Annotated in this window: 15 protein-coding genes; 1 reads left to right on the top strand and 14 read right to left on the bottom strand. The window is 59.9% G+C overall.

Features of this window, described 5'->3' with window-relative positions:
• Position 1: 1 nt before the first annotated feature.
• The 14 genes from amrB to BN3002_RS02010 all read right to left on the bottom strand — a co-directional run bounded on the left by amrB (position 2) and on the right by BN3002_RS02010 (position 15,340).
• A complete protein-coding gene (gene amrB, locus BN3002_RS02075; RefSeq protein WP_058236386.1) occupies positions 2–901 on the bottom strand; it encodes an AmmeMemoRadiSam system protein B in 900 nt (299 codons plus the stop codon).
• A gap of 182 nt (positions 902–1,083) precedes the next feature.
• Positions 1,084–2,142, bottom strand: coding sequence for a GTPase Era (gene era / locus BN3002_RS02070; RefSeq protein ID WP_074026149.1), 1,059 nt, complete (start codon positions 2,140–2,142; stop codon positions 1,084–1,086).
• Positions 2,135–3,535 carry a hemolysin family protein gene (locus tag BN3002_RS02065; RefSeq protein WP_070727506.1) on the bottom strand — a complete coding sequence of 467 codons (1,401 nt, stop codon included), beginning with the start codon at positions 3,533–3,535 and terminating at the stop codon, positions 2,135–2,137. The genes era and BN3002_RS02065 overlap by 8 nt, the downstream gene beginning before the upstream one ends.
• Positions 3,532–3,981: an rRNA maturation RNase YbeY gene (gene ybeY, locus BN3002_RS02060; protein WP_058236385.1), complete on the bottom strand. Its 450-nt coding sequence runs from the start codon at positions 3,979–3,981 to the stop codon at positions 3,532–3,534. Before ybeY ends, BN3002_RS02065 begins: the two co-directional genes overlap by 4 nt.
• Entirely contained in the window at positions 3,974–5,035 is a 1,062-nt protein-coding gene (locus BN3002_RS02055; protein ID WP_058236384.1) for a PhoH family protein, read from the bottom strand. The genes ybeY and BN3002_RS02055 overlap by 8 nt, the downstream gene beginning before the upstream one ends.
• A 59-nt stretch (positions 5,036–5,094) precedes the next feature.
• Entirely contained in the window at positions 5,095–5,976 is an 882-nt protein-coding gene (locus BN3002_RS02050; RefSeq protein WP_070727505.1) for a 16S rRNA (uracil(1498)-N(3))-methyltransferase, read from the bottom strand.
• 8 nt (positions 5,977–5,984) lie between these two features.
• A complete protein-coding gene (gene dnaJ / locus BN3002_RS02045; protein ID WP_058236383.1) occupies positions 5,985–7,130 on the bottom strand; it encodes a molecular chaperone DnaJ in 1,146 nt (381 codons plus the stop codon).
• 85 nt (positions 7,131–7,215) lie between these two features.
• Positions 7,216–8,241, bottom strand: a complete 1,026-nt coding sequence (gene hrcA / locus BN3002_RS02040; RefSeq protein ID WP_058236382.1) for a heat-inducible transcriptional repressor HrcA — start codon at positions 8,239–8,241, stop codon at positions 7,216–7,218.
• A gap of 195 nt (positions 8,242–8,436) precedes the next feature.
• A complete protein-coding gene (locus BN3002_RS02035; RefSeq protein WP_074026147.1) occupies positions 8,437–9,351 on the bottom strand; it encodes a DUF3097 family protein in 915 nt (304 codons plus the stop codon).
• A gap of 33 nt (positions 9,352–9,384) precedes the next feature.
• Positions 9,385–10,656 carry a radical SAM family heme chaperone HemW gene (hemW, locus tag BN3002_RS02030; protein WP_058236381.1) on the bottom strand — a complete coding sequence of 424 codons (1,272 nt, stop codon included), beginning with the start codon at positions 10,654–10,656 and terminating at the stop codon, positions 9,385–9,387.
• Positions 10,653–11,507, bottom strand: coding sequence for a tRNA (guanosine(46)-N7)-methyltransferase TrmB (trmB, locus tag BN3002_RS02025; RefSeq protein ID WP_082628491.1), 855 nt, complete (start codon positions 11,505–11,507; stop codon positions 10,653–10,655). Before trmB ends, hemW begins: the two co-directional genes overlap by 4 nt.
• A 7-nt stretch (positions 11,508–11,514) precedes the next feature.
• Positions 11,515–13,377 carry a translation elongation factor 4 gene (lepA, locus tag BN3002_RS02020; protein WP_371935762.1) on the bottom strand — a complete coding sequence of 621 codons (1,863 nt, stop codon included), beginning with the start codon at positions 13,375–13,377 and terminating at the stop codon, positions 11,515–11,517.
• A gap of 137 nt (positions 13,378–13,514) precedes the next feature.
• On the bottom strand, positions 13,515–14,498 hold the full coding sequence (locus BN3002_RS02015; RefSeq protein ID WP_092648424.1) for a tetratricopeptide repeat-containing protein: 984 nt from the start codon (positions 14,496–14,498) through the stop codon (positions 13,515–13,517).
• A gap of 194 nt (positions 14,499–14,692) precedes the next feature.
• Positions 14,693–15,340, bottom strand: a complete 648-nt coding sequence (locus BN3002_RS02010) for a TM2 domain-containing protein (RefSeq protein ID WP_058236378.1) — start codon at positions 15,338–15,340, stop codon at positions 14,693–14,695.
• A 178-nt stretch (positions 15,341–15,518) separates the two neighbouring features.
• On the opposite strand from BN3002_RS02010, the gene BN3002_RS02005 reads away from it, so the two are divergent.
• Complete coding sequence (locus BN3002_RS02005) at positions 15,519–16,151, top strand: hypothetical protein (protein ID WP_058236377.1); 633 nt, start codon at positions 15,519–15,521, stop codon at positions 16,149–16,151.

The following is a 16,151-nucleotide window of genomic DNA, read 5'->3' as shown; positions in this document are numbered from 1 at the left end:
GTCAGTCCTTTTCGTCAGTCAGTGCAAACGCTGCGTATCCGACGACACGCGCGGTGTCACCTCCCAGAACGTCTCCGGAGTTGTGTGAGCCGAGCGCGGTCACCGTCAGAGAGTGTCTCCGGGCATATTCGAGCAGGCCGTTCATGGGACGGGCGCCGCAGGCCTGCTCGGGTTCAACGGGGTACTGTCTTCGTTCGATCATGTCGATGGTGCGTTGGTCGATGCGGCGCGCCTCGTCGTATGTGTGGTAGTGCGAGAGGTCTGAGCTGACTGCGATCAGCGTGGTGGGCGAGGTGAGCGCGTCGATCACGTCGGCAACTGCTGTGGGAGAGGCTTCTCCGACGTTGAGGGGCACGAGTTCGACGTCGTCTCCGAACAGTGCCGTGATGAAAGGGACCTGGACTTCCAGCGCGTGTTCATCCCGGTGGGTGCCTTCGTCGCAGTGGACAGGTTCGACGCACGTGCGCGTGGATTCGAGGATGTCACGGGTGGGGATATTGAGCATTGCAGCCGGTGTTCCGAACCGGTCCGCACCGGGCAGCGCGATTCCCCGGATGGCGACACGGTGGGTCGGGCCGAGCAGGACGATTCGTGTGGTTCGGGGGCGACTGCGCGCCGCGTACGCCCAGCCCAGCGCAGCAAGATCGCCCGAGTATCGCCAACCGGCGTGGGGCACGATGATTGCGCGTGCCGGGTGTGCCTCACTGTCTGACGGGGCGGTGTGCTGGCGGGCACGATCAATCAGCGCACTGGCAGTTGAGTCAATATCGGTTGGACTATCTGGGTAGAAGAATCCGGCGACTGCGGGGGCGCGGACGGTCAGCGAGGTATCGCGAGTGTCAGAGCCGGTCGATTCGGGCGCGGTAGACTCAGGGGCGGTGAGGTCGGGAGGTTGCGTCACACTCGTTCTCCTCTCCTGGCGTGGATGGGGCACCATCGACCCATCCACTGTATGTGATTCTAGCCTCTTGCGGGTGCCGCTTGTCACACTCCTTCCATTATGTGACAACGTTGCAGGTCACCCCCATTCCATCAGCATCAGTTAATGCACAGTCACCTGCTGTTTACCGAATAGTCATTTACTCAAAAACCGAGGCGGCCCAACATTTTCGGATCTGACTGCCAATCTTTGGCGGTGCGCACATGCAGATCCAGGAAGACTCTGCGTCCCAGCAGCTCCTCGATTTGCTTGCGGGACTTCGTGCCGATGTCACGCAGGCGCGACCCGCCTCGTCCAATGATGATCGCCTTTTGGGAGTCACGTTCCACATAGACATTGACGTGGATATCCAGCAGAGGTGGGCGCAAATCGCCCTCCTTGGCCGGGCGCTCGATAATTTCTTCGACCTGCACCGCCAGGGAGTGCGGCAGCTCCTCGCGAATGCCTTCAAGCGCTGCTTCGCGAATGTATTCAGCAATGAGGGTGTCGCGGGATTCATCCGTCACGTCATCTCGCGGATACAGCGGCGCGGATTCAGGGACAGTGCGCGAGAGCACGGAAATCAATTCCTCCACCTGCTCACCTGTCTGAGCGCTGACCGGGACGATCGCTTCCCACGATCCCAGCCGGTCAATCGCCAGCAGGTGTTTCATCAGACGGTCTTTCGGCACCAGATCGATTTTCGTGGCAACTGCGATGACGGGGCGGCGCACATCAACCAGTTCGCGGGCAATAAAGCGGTCCCCCGGCCCGATCTTCTGATCGGCCGGCAGGCAGAACACCACGCAGTCCACCTCAGCCAGTGCTTCTCGGACCATGTCATTGAGGCGTTTACCCAATAAGGTTCGAGGGCGATGGTATCCGGGCGTATCGACGATGACGAGCTGCGAGGTGTCCCTATGGACAATCCCGCGTATGTTATGGCGCGTCGTTTCAGGCCTACCTGACGTGATCGCCACTTTCTGGCCGACCATTGCGTTGGTCAACGTGGATTTTCCGACGTTGGGGCGCCCGACAACCGAAACGAATCCGGCACGAAAACCCTCCGGGTAGGTCAACGACATCAGTCCGTGCGCATCGGCAGCCTGCTCGGCTTCCTGACGTGCGTCGCGAATGCTGGCGACCTCGTCACGCACCTGTTCTTCAGAGGCGTCATCCCACTCGTCAGTGGAGTCATCCCACTGGTCATCACGGTCATTCATCGGTGTCCTCGCTCTCCGGCGTGCAGCTCAGTTCAAGCAGTTGTGATTCGTCGAGGATGCGGAAACCGTCCTCGAACGTGGTCGGCAGTGGCGACAGCGCGCAGACAACGGTGCCGACCTGACGGCGTCGCCCTCGTGCCTCCTCGGCCAGCATGTAGATGCCGTCCATTTCACCGCGAGCGCCGGGCAGCGGCACACGGTCAATCGCCTTGGTCAGCAAACCGCCGACCGAGTCCACATCATCGTCCTCGAGCTCCATGCCGAAAAGCTCGCCCAGCTCGTCGATCGGGAATCGGGACGGGACTCGCCATACCCCTTCGGCGACCTCTTCCGGCTCGATTTCGCGACGGTCATGCTCATCGGTCACTTCGCCCACGACTTCCTCGATCAGGTCTTCCAGGGTGACCAGGCCAGAGATCCCACCGTACTCGTCGACGACCAGCGCCATGTGGAAGTGCTCAGCCTGCATCTGGTGCAGCAGATCGTCAGCCGGTTTGGTCTCCACAGTAAAAACTGCCTGTCGCATCATGTGGGAAGCGGTCAGATCCTTACTGCCCGCATCATGCACCATGCGCGAAATGACGTCCTTGAAGTACAGGATGCCGCGCACGTCGTCGATATCCTCACCAATGACAGGCAAGCGGGAAAACCCTGATCGGATGAACAGTCGCAGTGCTTTGGAAGCTGGCAGATCCACGGTCGCGGTGATCATCTCGGTGCGCGGCACCATCACCTCGCGCACCACCGTGTGCCCCAGTTCAAACACGGATCGCAGCATCTCGCGATCTTCTTCTTCAAAGCCTTCTGTTTCACCAACCTGGTCGACCATTTCGCGCAGGTCGTCAGCCATTTCCTGCCGCGCTTCCGCATCGGTTTGGTTCGACTGAGGCAGGCGCTTGCGTACGAAACGGACAATGGGGTCGGCAATGTGAGAGATGGCAACCAGCCGCGACGCCAGAGGCGTTCCAACCAACGCCATGCGTTCAGGGTTACGCGTACCCAACGGTACCGGCAGCATCACCACGGCGAACAGTTCGATCAAACCCACCGCAGCGACTGCAATGATGCCGATGAGCCACCACCTCAGCGACGGGTGCACCAGCGCCAGGGTGATACCGACGGCGGCGATGACCTGCACAAACATGCGCACTGTGCGCAGGGTCAACGCGGTGCGCCTGCGCTGCGCAAGCAAGTCAACCAGTTGAGGAGCACGTTTGCGGCCTTCTTCGACAAGGTCTTCCGCGGCCGCCCTCGACAGTCGGGAAAACGCGGTTTCGATGGTGGCGAGGATTCCCGCCAGCAGCAGGCAGATCACCGATACGGCGATCAGCACTGCAACAGGAGCAGTATCCGACAGACCTGACGGGGATGGCTGGTGAGCGAAAGGAATCATGATCGTGTTGCCAGGAATGTCAGCAGGAGTTTGCGTTGCAGGGCAAACATTTCTTCCTTTTCCTCCTCCTCAGCATGGTCGTATCCCATCAGGTGCAGCATGCCGTGCGTCGCCAGCAGCAGCATCTCTTCAGCGGCAGAGTGCCCCGCTTCTTTGGCCTGTTTGTGCGCAACCTGCGGGCAGATACAGATATCCCCCAGTACACCCTCGGTGGGTTTGTCGTCGGTTCCCGGCCGCAGCTCATCCATCGGGAAGCTCATCACGTCAGTCGGTCCTTCCAGGCCGAGCCACTTGACGTGCAGATCTGCCATCGGTTCGGGATCGATGAACAAGATGTTAAGTTCAGCTGTCGTTGCCACATGCATCTGCATCAGAACGTAGTCTGCGAGTGCGGCGAATTCAGACTCGTCAATCTCACATTCCGTTTCGTTTATCACTTCAGTCATGATCATTCCTTCGTGACCTGCGGCCGCTGCGCGTCGCGGAGCGCGTGTCGGCCTGCCTGTGGGCGCGTTCTTCCCACCGGGAATACGCGTCGATGATCTGTCCGACTAGGGGGTGCCGGACGACGTCCGCGCTGGTCATGTAGCAAAATTCGACATTGTCGATATCTGTCAGAATATCCTGCACGACGTTCAGCCCCGATCGGGTTCCTCCGGGAAGGTCGATTTGGGACACGTCGCCCGTGACAACCATGTGCGAGTTAAAGCCCAGACGTGTCAGGAACATTTTCATTTGCGAGGGCGTCGTGTTCTGCGCCTCATCCAGGATTATGAAGGAGTCGTTCAGGGTGCGTCCGCGCATGTACGCCAGGGGCGCCACTTCGATTGTGCCGGCAGCCATCAGTTGCGGCAGTGCCTGTGGATCGATCATGTCATGCAGGGCGTCGTACAGGGGCCTGAGATACGGGTCGATCTTTTCAGTGAGAGATCCTGGCAGAAAGCCGAGGTTCTCCCCCGCTTCCACCGCGGGACGTGTCAGCACAACGCGCCGCACCTCGCCCGAGAGCAATGCGCGCACGGCCTGGGCCATTGCCAGGTATGTCTTACCGGTGCCGGCCGGGCCGATCCCGAAGACCACAACCGAGCGTTCAATGGCCTTGATGTAGCTGCTCTGCCCTGGGGATTGCGGGTGAATGGTGTGGCCGTCAGCAGTGACGATGTCATCGGAAGTGTCCTGGCCGGCGCGCGGCTGAGGAGCGGTCAGCAGCCGGATGGCGTGTTCAACGCCGGGCACATCAAGCATCGTGCCGGATGCCGTGAGGTCAACCAGTTCACTTACCAGTTGAGCGGCGACGTCAATGGTTCCTGACGAACCCGTCATCGTGATGGTGCGTCCGGCGACGAAGAAACGGACGGTTGGAAAGCCGCGTTCCAGTGCGCGCAGAATCTGATCCGATGTTCCCAGCAGCTGAATGGGTTCGACATGCGATGGGATCTCGACGCGGCGGGTTGACATCGCCAGTGTCGGGTCGTTATGCGTCGTGTTTTGCTCACTCATACGCGTGTCATGCGGTGGGCCACACATTCCTTTGCATCTGCATCCATCGTGTCTCTACTTTATCGTATGGGAGAGCCTGCAACATGGGCATCCTGCCTGTCAGTAGGCGCCTCGTGACGCCATGTCGTCAGCGCGCGTATCAGCGTGGTGGCAACGGGGCCGGCAGTTGAGGAGCGCAGGACGTTCGGCCCCAGAAGAACCGGGATGGCACCTGCCTCGGTCAGGGTCGCATATTCCTCATCATCGATGCCTCCTTCAGGCCCGACAATGATGGCAATGCTGCGCGGTGACGCACCAACCGCTTTGACAGTTCCGACCTCTCGAGGAAATGCAGACCCAGCGACCGTCAGCCCCAGTTGGCTCATAGCCTCCAGGATCGACACAGTGGCCTGTTCGTGACACATGAAGACGACATCACCATGCGAGCAGCGATCCTGAGTCCACCGGGCAAGAGCGCGCGAATCCATCGATTCCAGAACCTGCGGAATCCACGCGCGTCGTGACTGCTTAGCTGCTGCGCGCACAATGTTGATCCATTTGCTGCGTGCACGCTCTGCTTTCGACCCGGTCCACCTGACGATGGAGCGGTGCGCCTGCCAAGGGATCACGCTGTCGATACCGATCTCCGTCGACGTTTCGATGGCCTGCTCATCGCGTCCACCTTTCGCCAGGGCCTGCACGAGGATCAGGTGCGGATCAGAGGCAGGTTCACACATGACGTGCTCCACCACCAGATCCAGTTCCTGACCGTTCACGGCTCGCACGCGGCACTGTGCTCGCCACCCTTCCCCATTCACAAGATCAAACTCATCTCCAACCTGCATGCGGCGCACCGTGGCAGCATGTTTGCCTTCGGCTCCGCCCAGGTGGACGTGGTCCCCCTCGGCAATGATGGATAAGTCGGAATTGAGGTCGTCAGCGAAGAAGACTGGAGCGGTCATGGGTGCTCCTAGTTCGTGAACTTTTCGCGGATACGGTCAAAGACTGACTGATCGGCCCGTCGCGGCTCCACGCGGTCCTCTCCACGATTGGCAGCCAGTTCTTCCAGGATTTCGCGTGAGCGCTGATCCAATTTGCGTGGAATCTCCACATCAATATGGACCTGCAGGTCACCTCGGCCGGCGTCCCGGCCCGAACGCGACAAGCGCCCCACTCCCAGACCCGACAGTGTCACTGTTTCCTGCGGCTGCGTACCGGGTTTAATGGTGACTTCCTTCGCGCCATCGAGCGTGTCCAGCTCGAACACGGTGCCCAGCGCCGCCGTGGTCATCGGAATGGTGACCCACGTGTGAAGGTCATCGCCTCGGCGCGTGAAAATCGGGTGCTTCTTTTCACGCACCTCAAGGTAGAGGTCTCCTGCGGGACCACCTCCCATGCCGACATCGCCACGGCCACTCATGCGGATACGGGTTCCCGTTGTCACACCCACAGGAATATCCACCTTCATCGAGCGGCGCGTGCGCACCCTGCCGTCACCGGAACATTCCGAGCAGGGCTGGTCGATTATGGAACCGTGTCCGCCACAGTCCGGGCACGGGCTTTGCGTGCGGATGACGCCCAGCAGTGAACGCTGCATCCGGGTCACGCTGCCCGACCCGTGGCACCCTGAGCAGGCGCGCGGTTGAGTGCCCGGCTCACAGCACGAACCTTCACATCGCGCGCACAGCACATAGGTATCCACTTCGATGTTCTTGGTGACACCGAAGGTAGCTTCTTCCAGGGTAACGTCAATGGTCAACAGCTGGTCTGAGCCATGTGTGGCGCGCGAGGTCGGTCCGCCTGATGAGGCGAATCCTCCCCCGCCGAACATAGTGTCGAAGATGTCGGAGAAGTCGAATGGCATACCGCCACCGCCAAACCCGTAGCCGCCTGCTCCGCCCCCGTGCACAGCTTCAGGTCCACCGAGGTCATACATTTGGCGCTTGTCAGGGTTTGACAGTGTTTCGTAGGCAACTGAAAGTTCCTTGAAGGCTTCTTCGGAATCAGGCCCGGCGTAGTCAGGATGCAGTTGTCGAGCCTTCCTGCGATAGGCCTTCTTGATCTCTTCCGGTGAGGCATCCCTCGAGACGCCCAGGATCTCGTAGTAGTCGTTCACTCGATTCAATTCCCTCGTTGTTTCGACAAGCGTTGTTCCGACAAGCAGCTCGCGCCGGACATGTCAGTGTGGCAGATGTGTGCACTCATGACGCTAGGTATTTCGACAAGTAGGACGCAACTGCCCTGACGGTTGACATCGTGCGCCCGTAGTCCATGCGCGTCGGACCGATGACACCGAGGTGCGCGACCGCTCCGCTGGACGTCCCGTACGTTCCCGATATGACGGATGTTTCCGCGAACGCTCCGTCAGGGTTTTCCGTCCCGATCGACACATGCACGTCACCGCTGGAATGTTCCTCGTCCAATTCCGACAGCAATCGCAACAGCACCACATGTTCTTCGAGGGCGTCCAACAGCGCGCCGATATCGGTGAAATCCACATGTGAACGCGTCAGGTGGGACATCCCCGCGATGACGACGCGCGATTCAGCTGCTGTGGGATGCAGTAGTTCCGTCAGTGCACTGCACACGGCGTCGACGAAGTTCTGATGCCCGCTTGGAGCCTGATTCCTGATCTCATCAACGATGGTACGCACCTTGTCGGCAGTGTGGTTCTCGCATTCGTCGTTGAGCTTTTCGCGCAGAAATGAGATGACATGTGGGGGAACCTGCTGGGGGAATTCCAGCATGCGTTCTTCCACGCGTCCCTCGTTCGTAATGACGATCAGCAAGACTCGATGCGGTGCGAGGTCAACCAGTTCGACTCGGAGCAGTGTGGACGTGGACAGCGAAGGGTACTGGACAACCGCGACCTGCCTGGTGACTTGCGCAAGCAGTCGAACAGTCCTGTTCACGACGTCTTCGAGGTCAACGCACTGGCCGAGGAAAGTCTCAATCGCCCGCTTCTCGGGTGCGCTCATCGGTTTGATCTCAGAGAGCGTGTCGACGAAGAGGCGGTAGCCCTTTTCAGTGGGAACTCGCCCGGCAGAGGTGTGAGGCTGGTAGATCAGGTCATTTTCTTCCAGCACAGCCATGTCGTTGCGAATGGTTGCCGGTGAGACGCCTAAATCCTGCGTTGCGGCGATCATTTTCGAGCCGACGGGTTCGCGGGTGTGGACGTACTGCGACACGATCGCACGCAAGACGTCGAGCCTGCGATCAGTGGCCATGTTGTGTCCTTTCCACGATCCGTTCTGTGGTGGTGCTGTGGCACGTCCATGTCTGCGACACAAACGCCACATTTGGCACTCACCCTGTCTGAGTGCCAATTCTACTCCGTTCAGGTGATTTCCTCTCACCGGCTGCGGTGGAAAATCCGCGTCTATTGCTCAGGGCGTACATGCGTTCCCACGGCGCATTGTCGGCTAGAGCGTTCCCTGCGCGGTCACAAAATCAATGAGCTCTTCAACCCTGCCAAGCAGTGCCGGCTCGAGGTCACGATAGTCGCGCACAGTGCGCAAGATTCGTCGCCACCCCTGCGCAATATCAGCCTGCGAGGCATGAGGCCAGCCCAGCGCCTGAAGGGTTCCCATTTTGATGTCAACGGATCGCGGGATCGCCGGCCACGTGTCGAGTCCAACACGCGCCGGCTTGACCGCCTGCCAGATATCAACGAACGGGTGCCCAACAATGAGGACGCTGTCCCCCCACCGCTGCTGCACGCTGTGAGCAATACGGGATTCCTTCGAACCGGACACCATGTGATCGACCAGTATTCCTGCACGTGTGTGAGGCGTGGGCGAAAACTCTTCCAGAACGGCTTCCAGGTTATCGACCCCTTCGAGCAGTTCGACCACAACCCCTACATCTGCCAGGTCATCACCCCACACGTATTGGACCAGGTCAGCATCGTGGCGCCCTTCGACCCAGATTCGTGACTGGCGAGCCACACGCGGATGCGTGCGCGCCGATTCTTCCGGGCGGGCGCGTCGCGACCCAGAATTGGTCACCGCCCGCCCACTGGCGGACACCGATCCTGCGTTCTGAGGCGTCGCCTGCGCGCGAGGCAATGGCGGCAGGGCAATAATCGGTCGGCCATCGAGCCAGAATCCACCGCCCAGGGGAAAGCTGCGGCGTCTCCCTCGTCGATCTTCCAACTCGATCACGTAGATCCCTGCGGATTTTTCAGTCCGGATGACCGCGCCCACGAATCCGGTGGTGACATCTTCGAGGACCATGCCAGGCTCAACGTGGACCTCTCGCGAGCGCGGGCGATGCGCGTCGGGACCATCGCGATGCGGGTCAAACTCGAAGATATTTGTGCCATACGGGTCATCCATCACCCGGCTATTGTACGGGCGAAAAAGATGCGCCTAGTCAGTGAGCTCGCGCGTCACGTAATCAGCCAGAAGCCTGCCACGCAGGGTCAGTGCGATGTGGCCACGCTCCAGCGCCTCTGAGTCCAGCAGGCCTTCGTCACGCAGACGGTGACAGGTTTGCGAGGCGTTCTCCCTGCCCGCGTGAGCGGCAACCTCGCCTAGCGCGATGCCATCTGACGTGCGCACTCTCAACAGGACGCGCTCCAGGTAACGCGTCTGGTCATCGAGGATTTCACCGGCGGCGGCCGGTGACTGCGCGGATCGAAGGCGACCAGCCCAGGCACGCGGGTGTTTGACGTTCCACCAGCGGGCGCGCCCGATATGCGAATGGGCACCGGGGCCAAAGCCCCACCAGTTCCAGTCGCGCCAGTAGGCCAGGTTGTGACGGGACGCGTGCCGCAGTTCGGTGGCTGGAAGCCCTGCTTCATCTGCTTCTTCGCGAGCAAAGTTCGAGATCTCGTACCAGCGGTATCCGGCGCCGCGTATCATCTGGTCGAGCAGTTCATACTTGTCGGCTTCATCATCCGGATCAGGCATGGGCAGCTGCCCGTGAGCAACCTGCGCCGCCATCTTGGTGCCGTCCTCAATGACCAGTGCGTAGGCACTGATGTGGTCGGGCTGCAGGTCGCACGCTGCCTGCACTGTTGTGGCCCAGTCATCGAGTGATTCACCCGGCGTGCCGTAGATGATGTCAACGGATACGTCCAGTCCTGCTGCGCGCGCCCACTCGATCACCTGGCCGACACGTTCGGGGCGGTGCTGACGATCCAGGGTGTGCAAGATTCGCGGAACTGCGCTTTGCATGCCCACCGACAGTCGTGTCACCCCGGCATCTGCAAGCCTCTTGACAGACTGCTCGTCAACGGTTTCCGGGTTTGCCTCGCAGGTAACCTCTGCACCTTGGGCGATTCCAATTCGGTCTGCGAGGTCGTGCAGCATACGCGCGTGGGCACTGGTGTCCAGCATGGTGGGCGTGCCGCCGCCGAAGAAGACGGTGCGTGCAGGTGTCTGTCCCAGCCCCGCCTCGTCCAGCACGCGTGCCGCCAAAGAGATTTCACTGCTGACACTGTCCGCGTACGTATCGCGGTCGGCCCCCGGACCGAACCCAACAGTGTAGGTGTTGAAGTCACAGTACCCGCACCTCACGCGGCAAAAAGGTACGTGGACGTAAATGCTGAGGGGGCGGTGAAGCTCGGGCTGCGCGTTTTCAGAGCTGATAGCGCCAGATTGTGGCCAGCGCATTCCGTCGGGCAGCTGCGGGCTCACTGCTGGGTGTTTTCGCTCGCGGGCTGTGTGCGAGGCAGTCGAGGCTCCCGGATCGCTTCGATGTCGTGCGCATGGCGTTCGTCGCGGATGCCGCGGGATTCGAAGTGGGTGAGCACGCGCCCTTCCCACCGCGGTGCGAATCCCCCGCGCTCCCCCTCGGGGTCATTGGGGTCCGCCCGTTCGCCTTCATACGGATTGACGAGGACGTCGCACGCCTCGACGACATCACGCATTTGCCATGCGTAATCGTCCCAATCCGTTGCCAGGCGCCACACTCCCCCGTCTTTGAGGATTCTGGCGATCTCCAGGGCGAACTGGTCGTTGACGATGCGGCGCTTGCGGTGACGCGCCTTGCGCCACGGGTCCGGGAAGAATGTCCACACCTCGTCGGCAATCGCACTGTCCAGGGTGATCGGGATCGCCTGGGCGGCGTCAGCTTCGACGACGCGAATGTTCTCAACTCCGGCGCTGACTGCTCGTGAAACGAGTTTGGCAATACCCGGTTGCCAGACTTCAAATGCCAGAAAGTTGTGGTCGGGCCAGCGATCTGCCGCCGAGACGATCTGCTCGCCGACGCCCGGTCCGATCTCGACAACCAGTGGCGCCTCGCGCCCGAACAGTTCAGTGGGCGCCAGGTGGAAGTCGGATGCGACAGTGGTGTATCCCTGTGAGCGCTTAACGGGCACAACGAAACGGTCACCATGCTTGTCCATCGTGCGCTGCAGCGATTCGGTCAGGCGACGCGAGCGACGCGTGAAGGACTTCGTGCGGGCACGGTACACACCGTTTTCCTCGTCGTGGCGGTCGGATGAATCCAGCACTGACTTGCGGGCTCGATGTACACGGTTCATCGGCCGGTCACTGCTTCTTTCCTGTGGGCACATCTGACGTCAAAGCCGCAATGAATGCCTCCTGCGGCACGTCGACACGCCCGATGGACTTCATGCGCTTCTTACCGGCTTTTTGCTTCTCCAGCAGCTTGCGCTTACGGGTGATGTCACCGCCGTAGCACTTGGCCAGCATGTCCTTGCGCAGGGCTCGGATCGTTTCACGCGCGATGATGCGCGCACCGATAGCAGCCTGCACGGGGATTTCAAATTGCTGGCGTGGAATGAGTTCCTTGAGGCGCTTCGTCATCTTCAGCCCATAGGCGTAGGCCGCATCTCGGTGGACGATGGCGCTGAACGCATCGACCTTTTCACCGTTGAGTAACACATCGACTTTGACGAGGTCAGCGCTTTGCTGCCCGGCATCGTGGTAGTCCAGCGAGGCGTACCCTCGGGTGCGGGACTTGAGCTGGTCGAAGAAGTCGAACACGATTTCAGCCAGTGGAAGCTTGTAGCGAATTTCGACGCGCTCAGGCGACAGGTACTCCATCCCTTCGAGGGTTCCGCGCCGCTCCTGACACAGCTCCATGACCGCGCCGATGAAGTCTGACGGGGTGAGCACGGTGGCGTCCACGATCGGCTCACGCACTTCTGCCACTTTACCGTCCGGGAAAGTCGAGGGGTTGTCGACACGAATGCGGGTACCATCTTCTGCGACCGCTTCGTAGACCACGTTGGGTGCGGTCGCGATCAACGACAGGTCGAATTCGCGTTCGAGGCGTTCACGCACAATTTCCAGGTGCAGCAGCCCGAGGAAGCCACAGCGGAAACCGAAGCCCAGCGCCGCTGAGCTTTCCGGTTCGAATGTCAGTGCTGCATCGTTGAGCTGGAGGCGTTCGAGTGCTTCACGCAGGTTAGGAAAGTCTGTTCCGTCCACCGGGTAGATGCCGGAGAACACCATCGGACGAGGATCCTGGTAACCCGATAGCGGCTGGTCGGCTCCGCGCACCGATTCGGTTACTGTGTCGCCGACTTTAGATTGGCGCACATCCTTCACGCCTGTGATCAGGTATCCGACTTCGCCAGCTCCAATTCCGTCGGTAGGCGTGGGGTCAGGTGAGATGACACCAATTTCGAGCAGTTCGTGGGTGGAGCCTGTGGCCATCATTTTCACTTTTGTACGCGAGGACAATGAGCCATCCACGACGCGCACATACGTCACGACACCGCGGTACACGTCGTACACGGAGTCAAAAATCATGGCTCGTGTGGGAGCATCCGGGTCGCCACTTGGCGGTGCCACCAGGTTCACGATCGCGTTGAGCAGTTCTTCGACGCCTTCGCCTGTCTTGCCGGAAACGCGCAGAACTTCACTGGCGTTCACACCAATGAGCTGGGCAATTTCGTCGGCGTACTTATCGGGTTGGGCGCTGGGCAGGTCGATCTTGTTGAGTACAGGGATGATCGTCAGGTCGTTTTCCATTGCGAGGTACAGGTTCGCCAGGGTCTGCGCTTCAATACCCTGAGCTGCGTCGATCAGCAGAACTGCGCCTTCGCAGGCAGCGAGGGATCGGGAAACCTCGTACGAAAAATCGACGTGGCCAGGGGTGTCGATCATGTTAAGCGCGTAGCCGGTGCCGTCAACAACCCACGGCATGCGCACAGCCTGAGACTTGATGGTGATGCCGCGTTCGCGTTCGATGTCCATGCGGTCCAGGTACTGGTCGCGCATATCGCGCTGCTCGACGACGCCAGTCAGTTGCAGCATCCTGTCAGCCAGGGTGGATTTGCCGTGGTCGATGTGGGCGATAATGCAGAAGTTTCGAATCCGATTCTGCGGGGTATGCGCCGCAAGAATCGACTGGCGTACTGCATCAGTCAAACTAGCAGACAAGGAACAACCTCCGAACATCACGATGTATACCCCCTATCGTCCCATTGAAGACGGGTCACGCGCCAACTGTCGCCTTGACCAGTTGCGCACATCCCGGGTCAGGGACCACCGCCGCACGTCGCGCCGCTTCCGCTCGCCTACCGTTGCCGAATGCCCTCCTGCGTGTCGACAGCTTCCTGGCAGGAGCCCTGGATGTGCATGTAGATCTGCACATCCTCTTCAGTGAATCCGGCGGGCAGGTTCTCCAGCAGTTCGGTGCACCAGTGCTGCGCGGCCGAATAATCGTCCTCATCGAGGGCGAGGGCGACCTGTAAGATCCGCTGCCGGGCTGTCATGTCAGCGCGCTCACCCAGGAACCGCCGGCAATCTTGTGCCAGGACAGACCATAATTGTCGCGCCTTTTCCACGTCTCCTGAGGCAAACAGGCATGCTGCAAGGGAATCGCGAATACTCAGCGTCAATTCACTGCCTTGCCCCCACACCGGTATCACGTCTTTCACGAGCTCTTCGTAGAGTGCAATCGCTGCATCCCACTGTTCGTCGAGGGCGAGCACTTCGGCAAGATTGTCACGAATCGTCAGGAGCATCGGGTCATCAGGATCCAATTCGGCACCCATGTCATCAGCAAGTTGTCGGTATATCAGGGCAGCTCCCGCGTAATCTCGGCGTTTTTTATACGGCATTGCGGAGTTTGTGCGCGCGGCCCATGCCAGTGAATCGGTGTGCCCTAGGGTACGGCAGATATCCTTGATGAGCGGTTCGAACTGCGGCTGTGCAGCCTCGTCGTATCCGCTCATGCACATCCAGTACAGCTCCGAGTGACGGACAAGCAGGGACAGTGGGTGGCACGCTCCCAGATCGCGGCGCGCCAGGGTGACCGCTTTGGAAGCTGATCTGCGCGCGTAATCGGCCTGTCCGAGGTGCCCATGCCAATCGACGACCTGTTTCATGATGATGACTTGCGTCGCAGTATCGACGTTATTGCACGTGATCACCTGTTTGGCGACGTGAATCGCTTCTTCAAGGTTGCCTCCGTCTGCCAGCTGCCGCATACGTTCCAAGGCGCGCCCTTCAGTGGTGATATCACCGGCGCCGCTTTTCATATTGACAGGGGCTGGCATCCCCCCGGCACTGCTTCGATGCTGCGAGCCTGTCGTAGATTGTCCCACACCATTACCTCATTTCATGTCAGTTCCTTTCGGTTCACCCATACTGACATGAGTTCATGGCACACACATGTATGGCCGAGTACATCTGTGGATAAACGAAGACTCCTTCTATCCCTGTGGATAAAAGGAGCCTTCCAGAGAAGTCCTCAAGCCTGCATCGGCACCCCGTGCCCATCATATGCGTAAGATCCCGATCCGATGAAGTACATGATCGATTCGATAAACGCCCAGATCGCGACACCGGTGAGCGTGAAGAACCCGATGATGATGAAGCACAGCGGGAACGACACGAGCGTCACCAAGAGCTGAATAATGCCCAGCGTCGTCCTACCGGCATAGAAGTTATGGACACCGAGCGTGCCGAAGAACAAGCCCAGGATTCCTGCGACGATTCGCGACTTCGGTGCCGAATAGGTTGGATTCGCCTGATATCCGGCGGGATTCTGGTAGGCGCCCTGAGACTGGTAGCCTCCCTGGTTGCCATACCCGCCCTGGTTTGGGTACGGGGTCGCGCCGTGCGCCTCGTACACACCCTGGTTGGAATAGCCGCCATAGGACTGGCCCGGGTAAGAGGACCCATCGGGAGCGCCATTGGCAGCACCGTTGGGAGCGCCATTGGCCGAACCATAAGGGGAACTGCCGTACGACCCGTAATATTGCGACGAGTTATATCCGGACTGTTCCAATGCGGATCCAGTTGATGCTGAGTTGCCGTAGTCCTGGCTGGAATCAGACGATGAAGGAACATCCTGTTCCGGCCACCGGCTGGCACCATACGTGTGATCGTTGTCCACTGAGAATTCCTAACGTGTCACGTACCGACCTGAAAGTATCTTCAGACACTAACAGTACTGCAGATGCCCACAATTGTGCGGGTGGTACATGAACTAGCCTCGCATTCTGTCCGTGATGCCACGCACACCGGCCACTTTTGGGTGACAATGATGACGAAGCGTACTGAAGGAAGGTTCCATGACGTCTGAAGCAACCCCGCTGCCGCCGCGCACACATACACCCATCCCGGCCACCACTCAGCGGGTTTCCCGGTGGATTGCACGCGTGACAGGTTTTATCGGCCTGCTCGTTCTGATCACAGCCGCAACGACAGCAGCCATCTGCGCATTGCTCGGCATTTTCGTGGTACGCCAGCGCGACGGTTTCGGCTCATGGCTCCCCCTGATTATCGCGGTGGTCACATTGCTTGTCACCGGTGTCTTCTGGTACGAACGACGCCTGTGGGTCAAGGCCATTCGGGAAGACTCCCGGGCACATCGCCATTCGAGTGGAGGCAACTCAATCACCGTCCACAATGCTTCCCTCTCATCGCCTCAGGAGTCGGCACTTTCTCCCTCGACAATTCTTGACCGCGAAGAAGTGCGCTGGCTCAACGCACGTAAGGAATATGACCTGCGGCGCAAGACCACTCTTCCTCGTGTCGAGGCAGCTCAACGTGCCGCAACGGAATACCTGGGCGGGGTGGAAAATGCGCCCTGGCTCGAACGCGATTTGCGCACCAGCGTGATTGCCTTCTTCGCCATGACAGCGGGTGGTGCGATCTGTGCAGTCACCTGCCTTGTTTCCATCATCGTTCTAGCTTCTCATTAG

Origin of the sequence: Actinomyces ihuae (assembly GCF_001457875.1) — a bacterium.
Lineage (GTDB): Bacteria > Actinomycetota > Actinomycetes > Actinomycetales > Actinomycetaceae > Pauljensenia > Pauljensenia radingae_A.
The sequence above is the reverse complement of the archived record's forward strand: the minus strand, read 5'-3'. Positions and strand labels throughout refer to the sequence as shown.

Coding starts and splice junctions, on each gene's coding strand:
- era (WP_074026149.1), bottom strand. CDS start 2,142: ATGAATGACCGTGATGACCAGTGGGATGACTCCACTGACGAGTGGGAT.
- BN3002_RS02065 (WP_070727506.1), bottom strand. CDS start 3,535: ATGATTCCTTTCGCTCACCAGCCATCCCCGTCAGGTCTGTCGGATACT.
- ybeY (WP_058236385.1), bottom strand. CDS start 3,981: ATGACTGAAGTGATAAACGAAACGGAATGTGAGATTGACGAGTCTGAA.
- BN3002_RS02055 (WP_058236384.1), bottom strand. CDS start 5,035: ATGAGTGAGCAAAACACGACGCATAACGACCCGACACTGGCGATGTCA.
- BN3002_RS02050 (WP_070727505.1), bottom strand. CDS start 5,976: ATGACCGCTCCAGTCTTCTTCGCTGACGACCTCAATTCCGACTTATCC.
- hrcA (WP_058236382.1), bottom strand. CDS start 8,241: ATGGCCACTGATCGCAGGCTCGACGTCTTGCGTGCGATCGTGTCGCAG.
- BN3002_RS02035 (WP_074026147.1), bottom strand. CDS start 9,351: ATGGATGACCCGTATGGCACAAATATCTTCGAGTTTGACCCGCATCGC.
- trmB (WP_082628491.1), bottom strand. CDS start 11,507: ATGAACCGTGTACATCGAGCCCGCAAGTCAGTGCTGGATTCATCCGAC.
- BN3002_RS02015 (WP_092648424.1), bottom strand. CDS start 14,498: ATGCCAGCCCCTGTCAATATGAAAAGCGGCGCCGGTGATATCACCACT.
- BN3002_RS02005 (WP_058236377.1), top strand. CDS start 15,519: ATGACGTCTGAAGCAACCCCGCTGCCGCCGCGCACACATACACCCATC.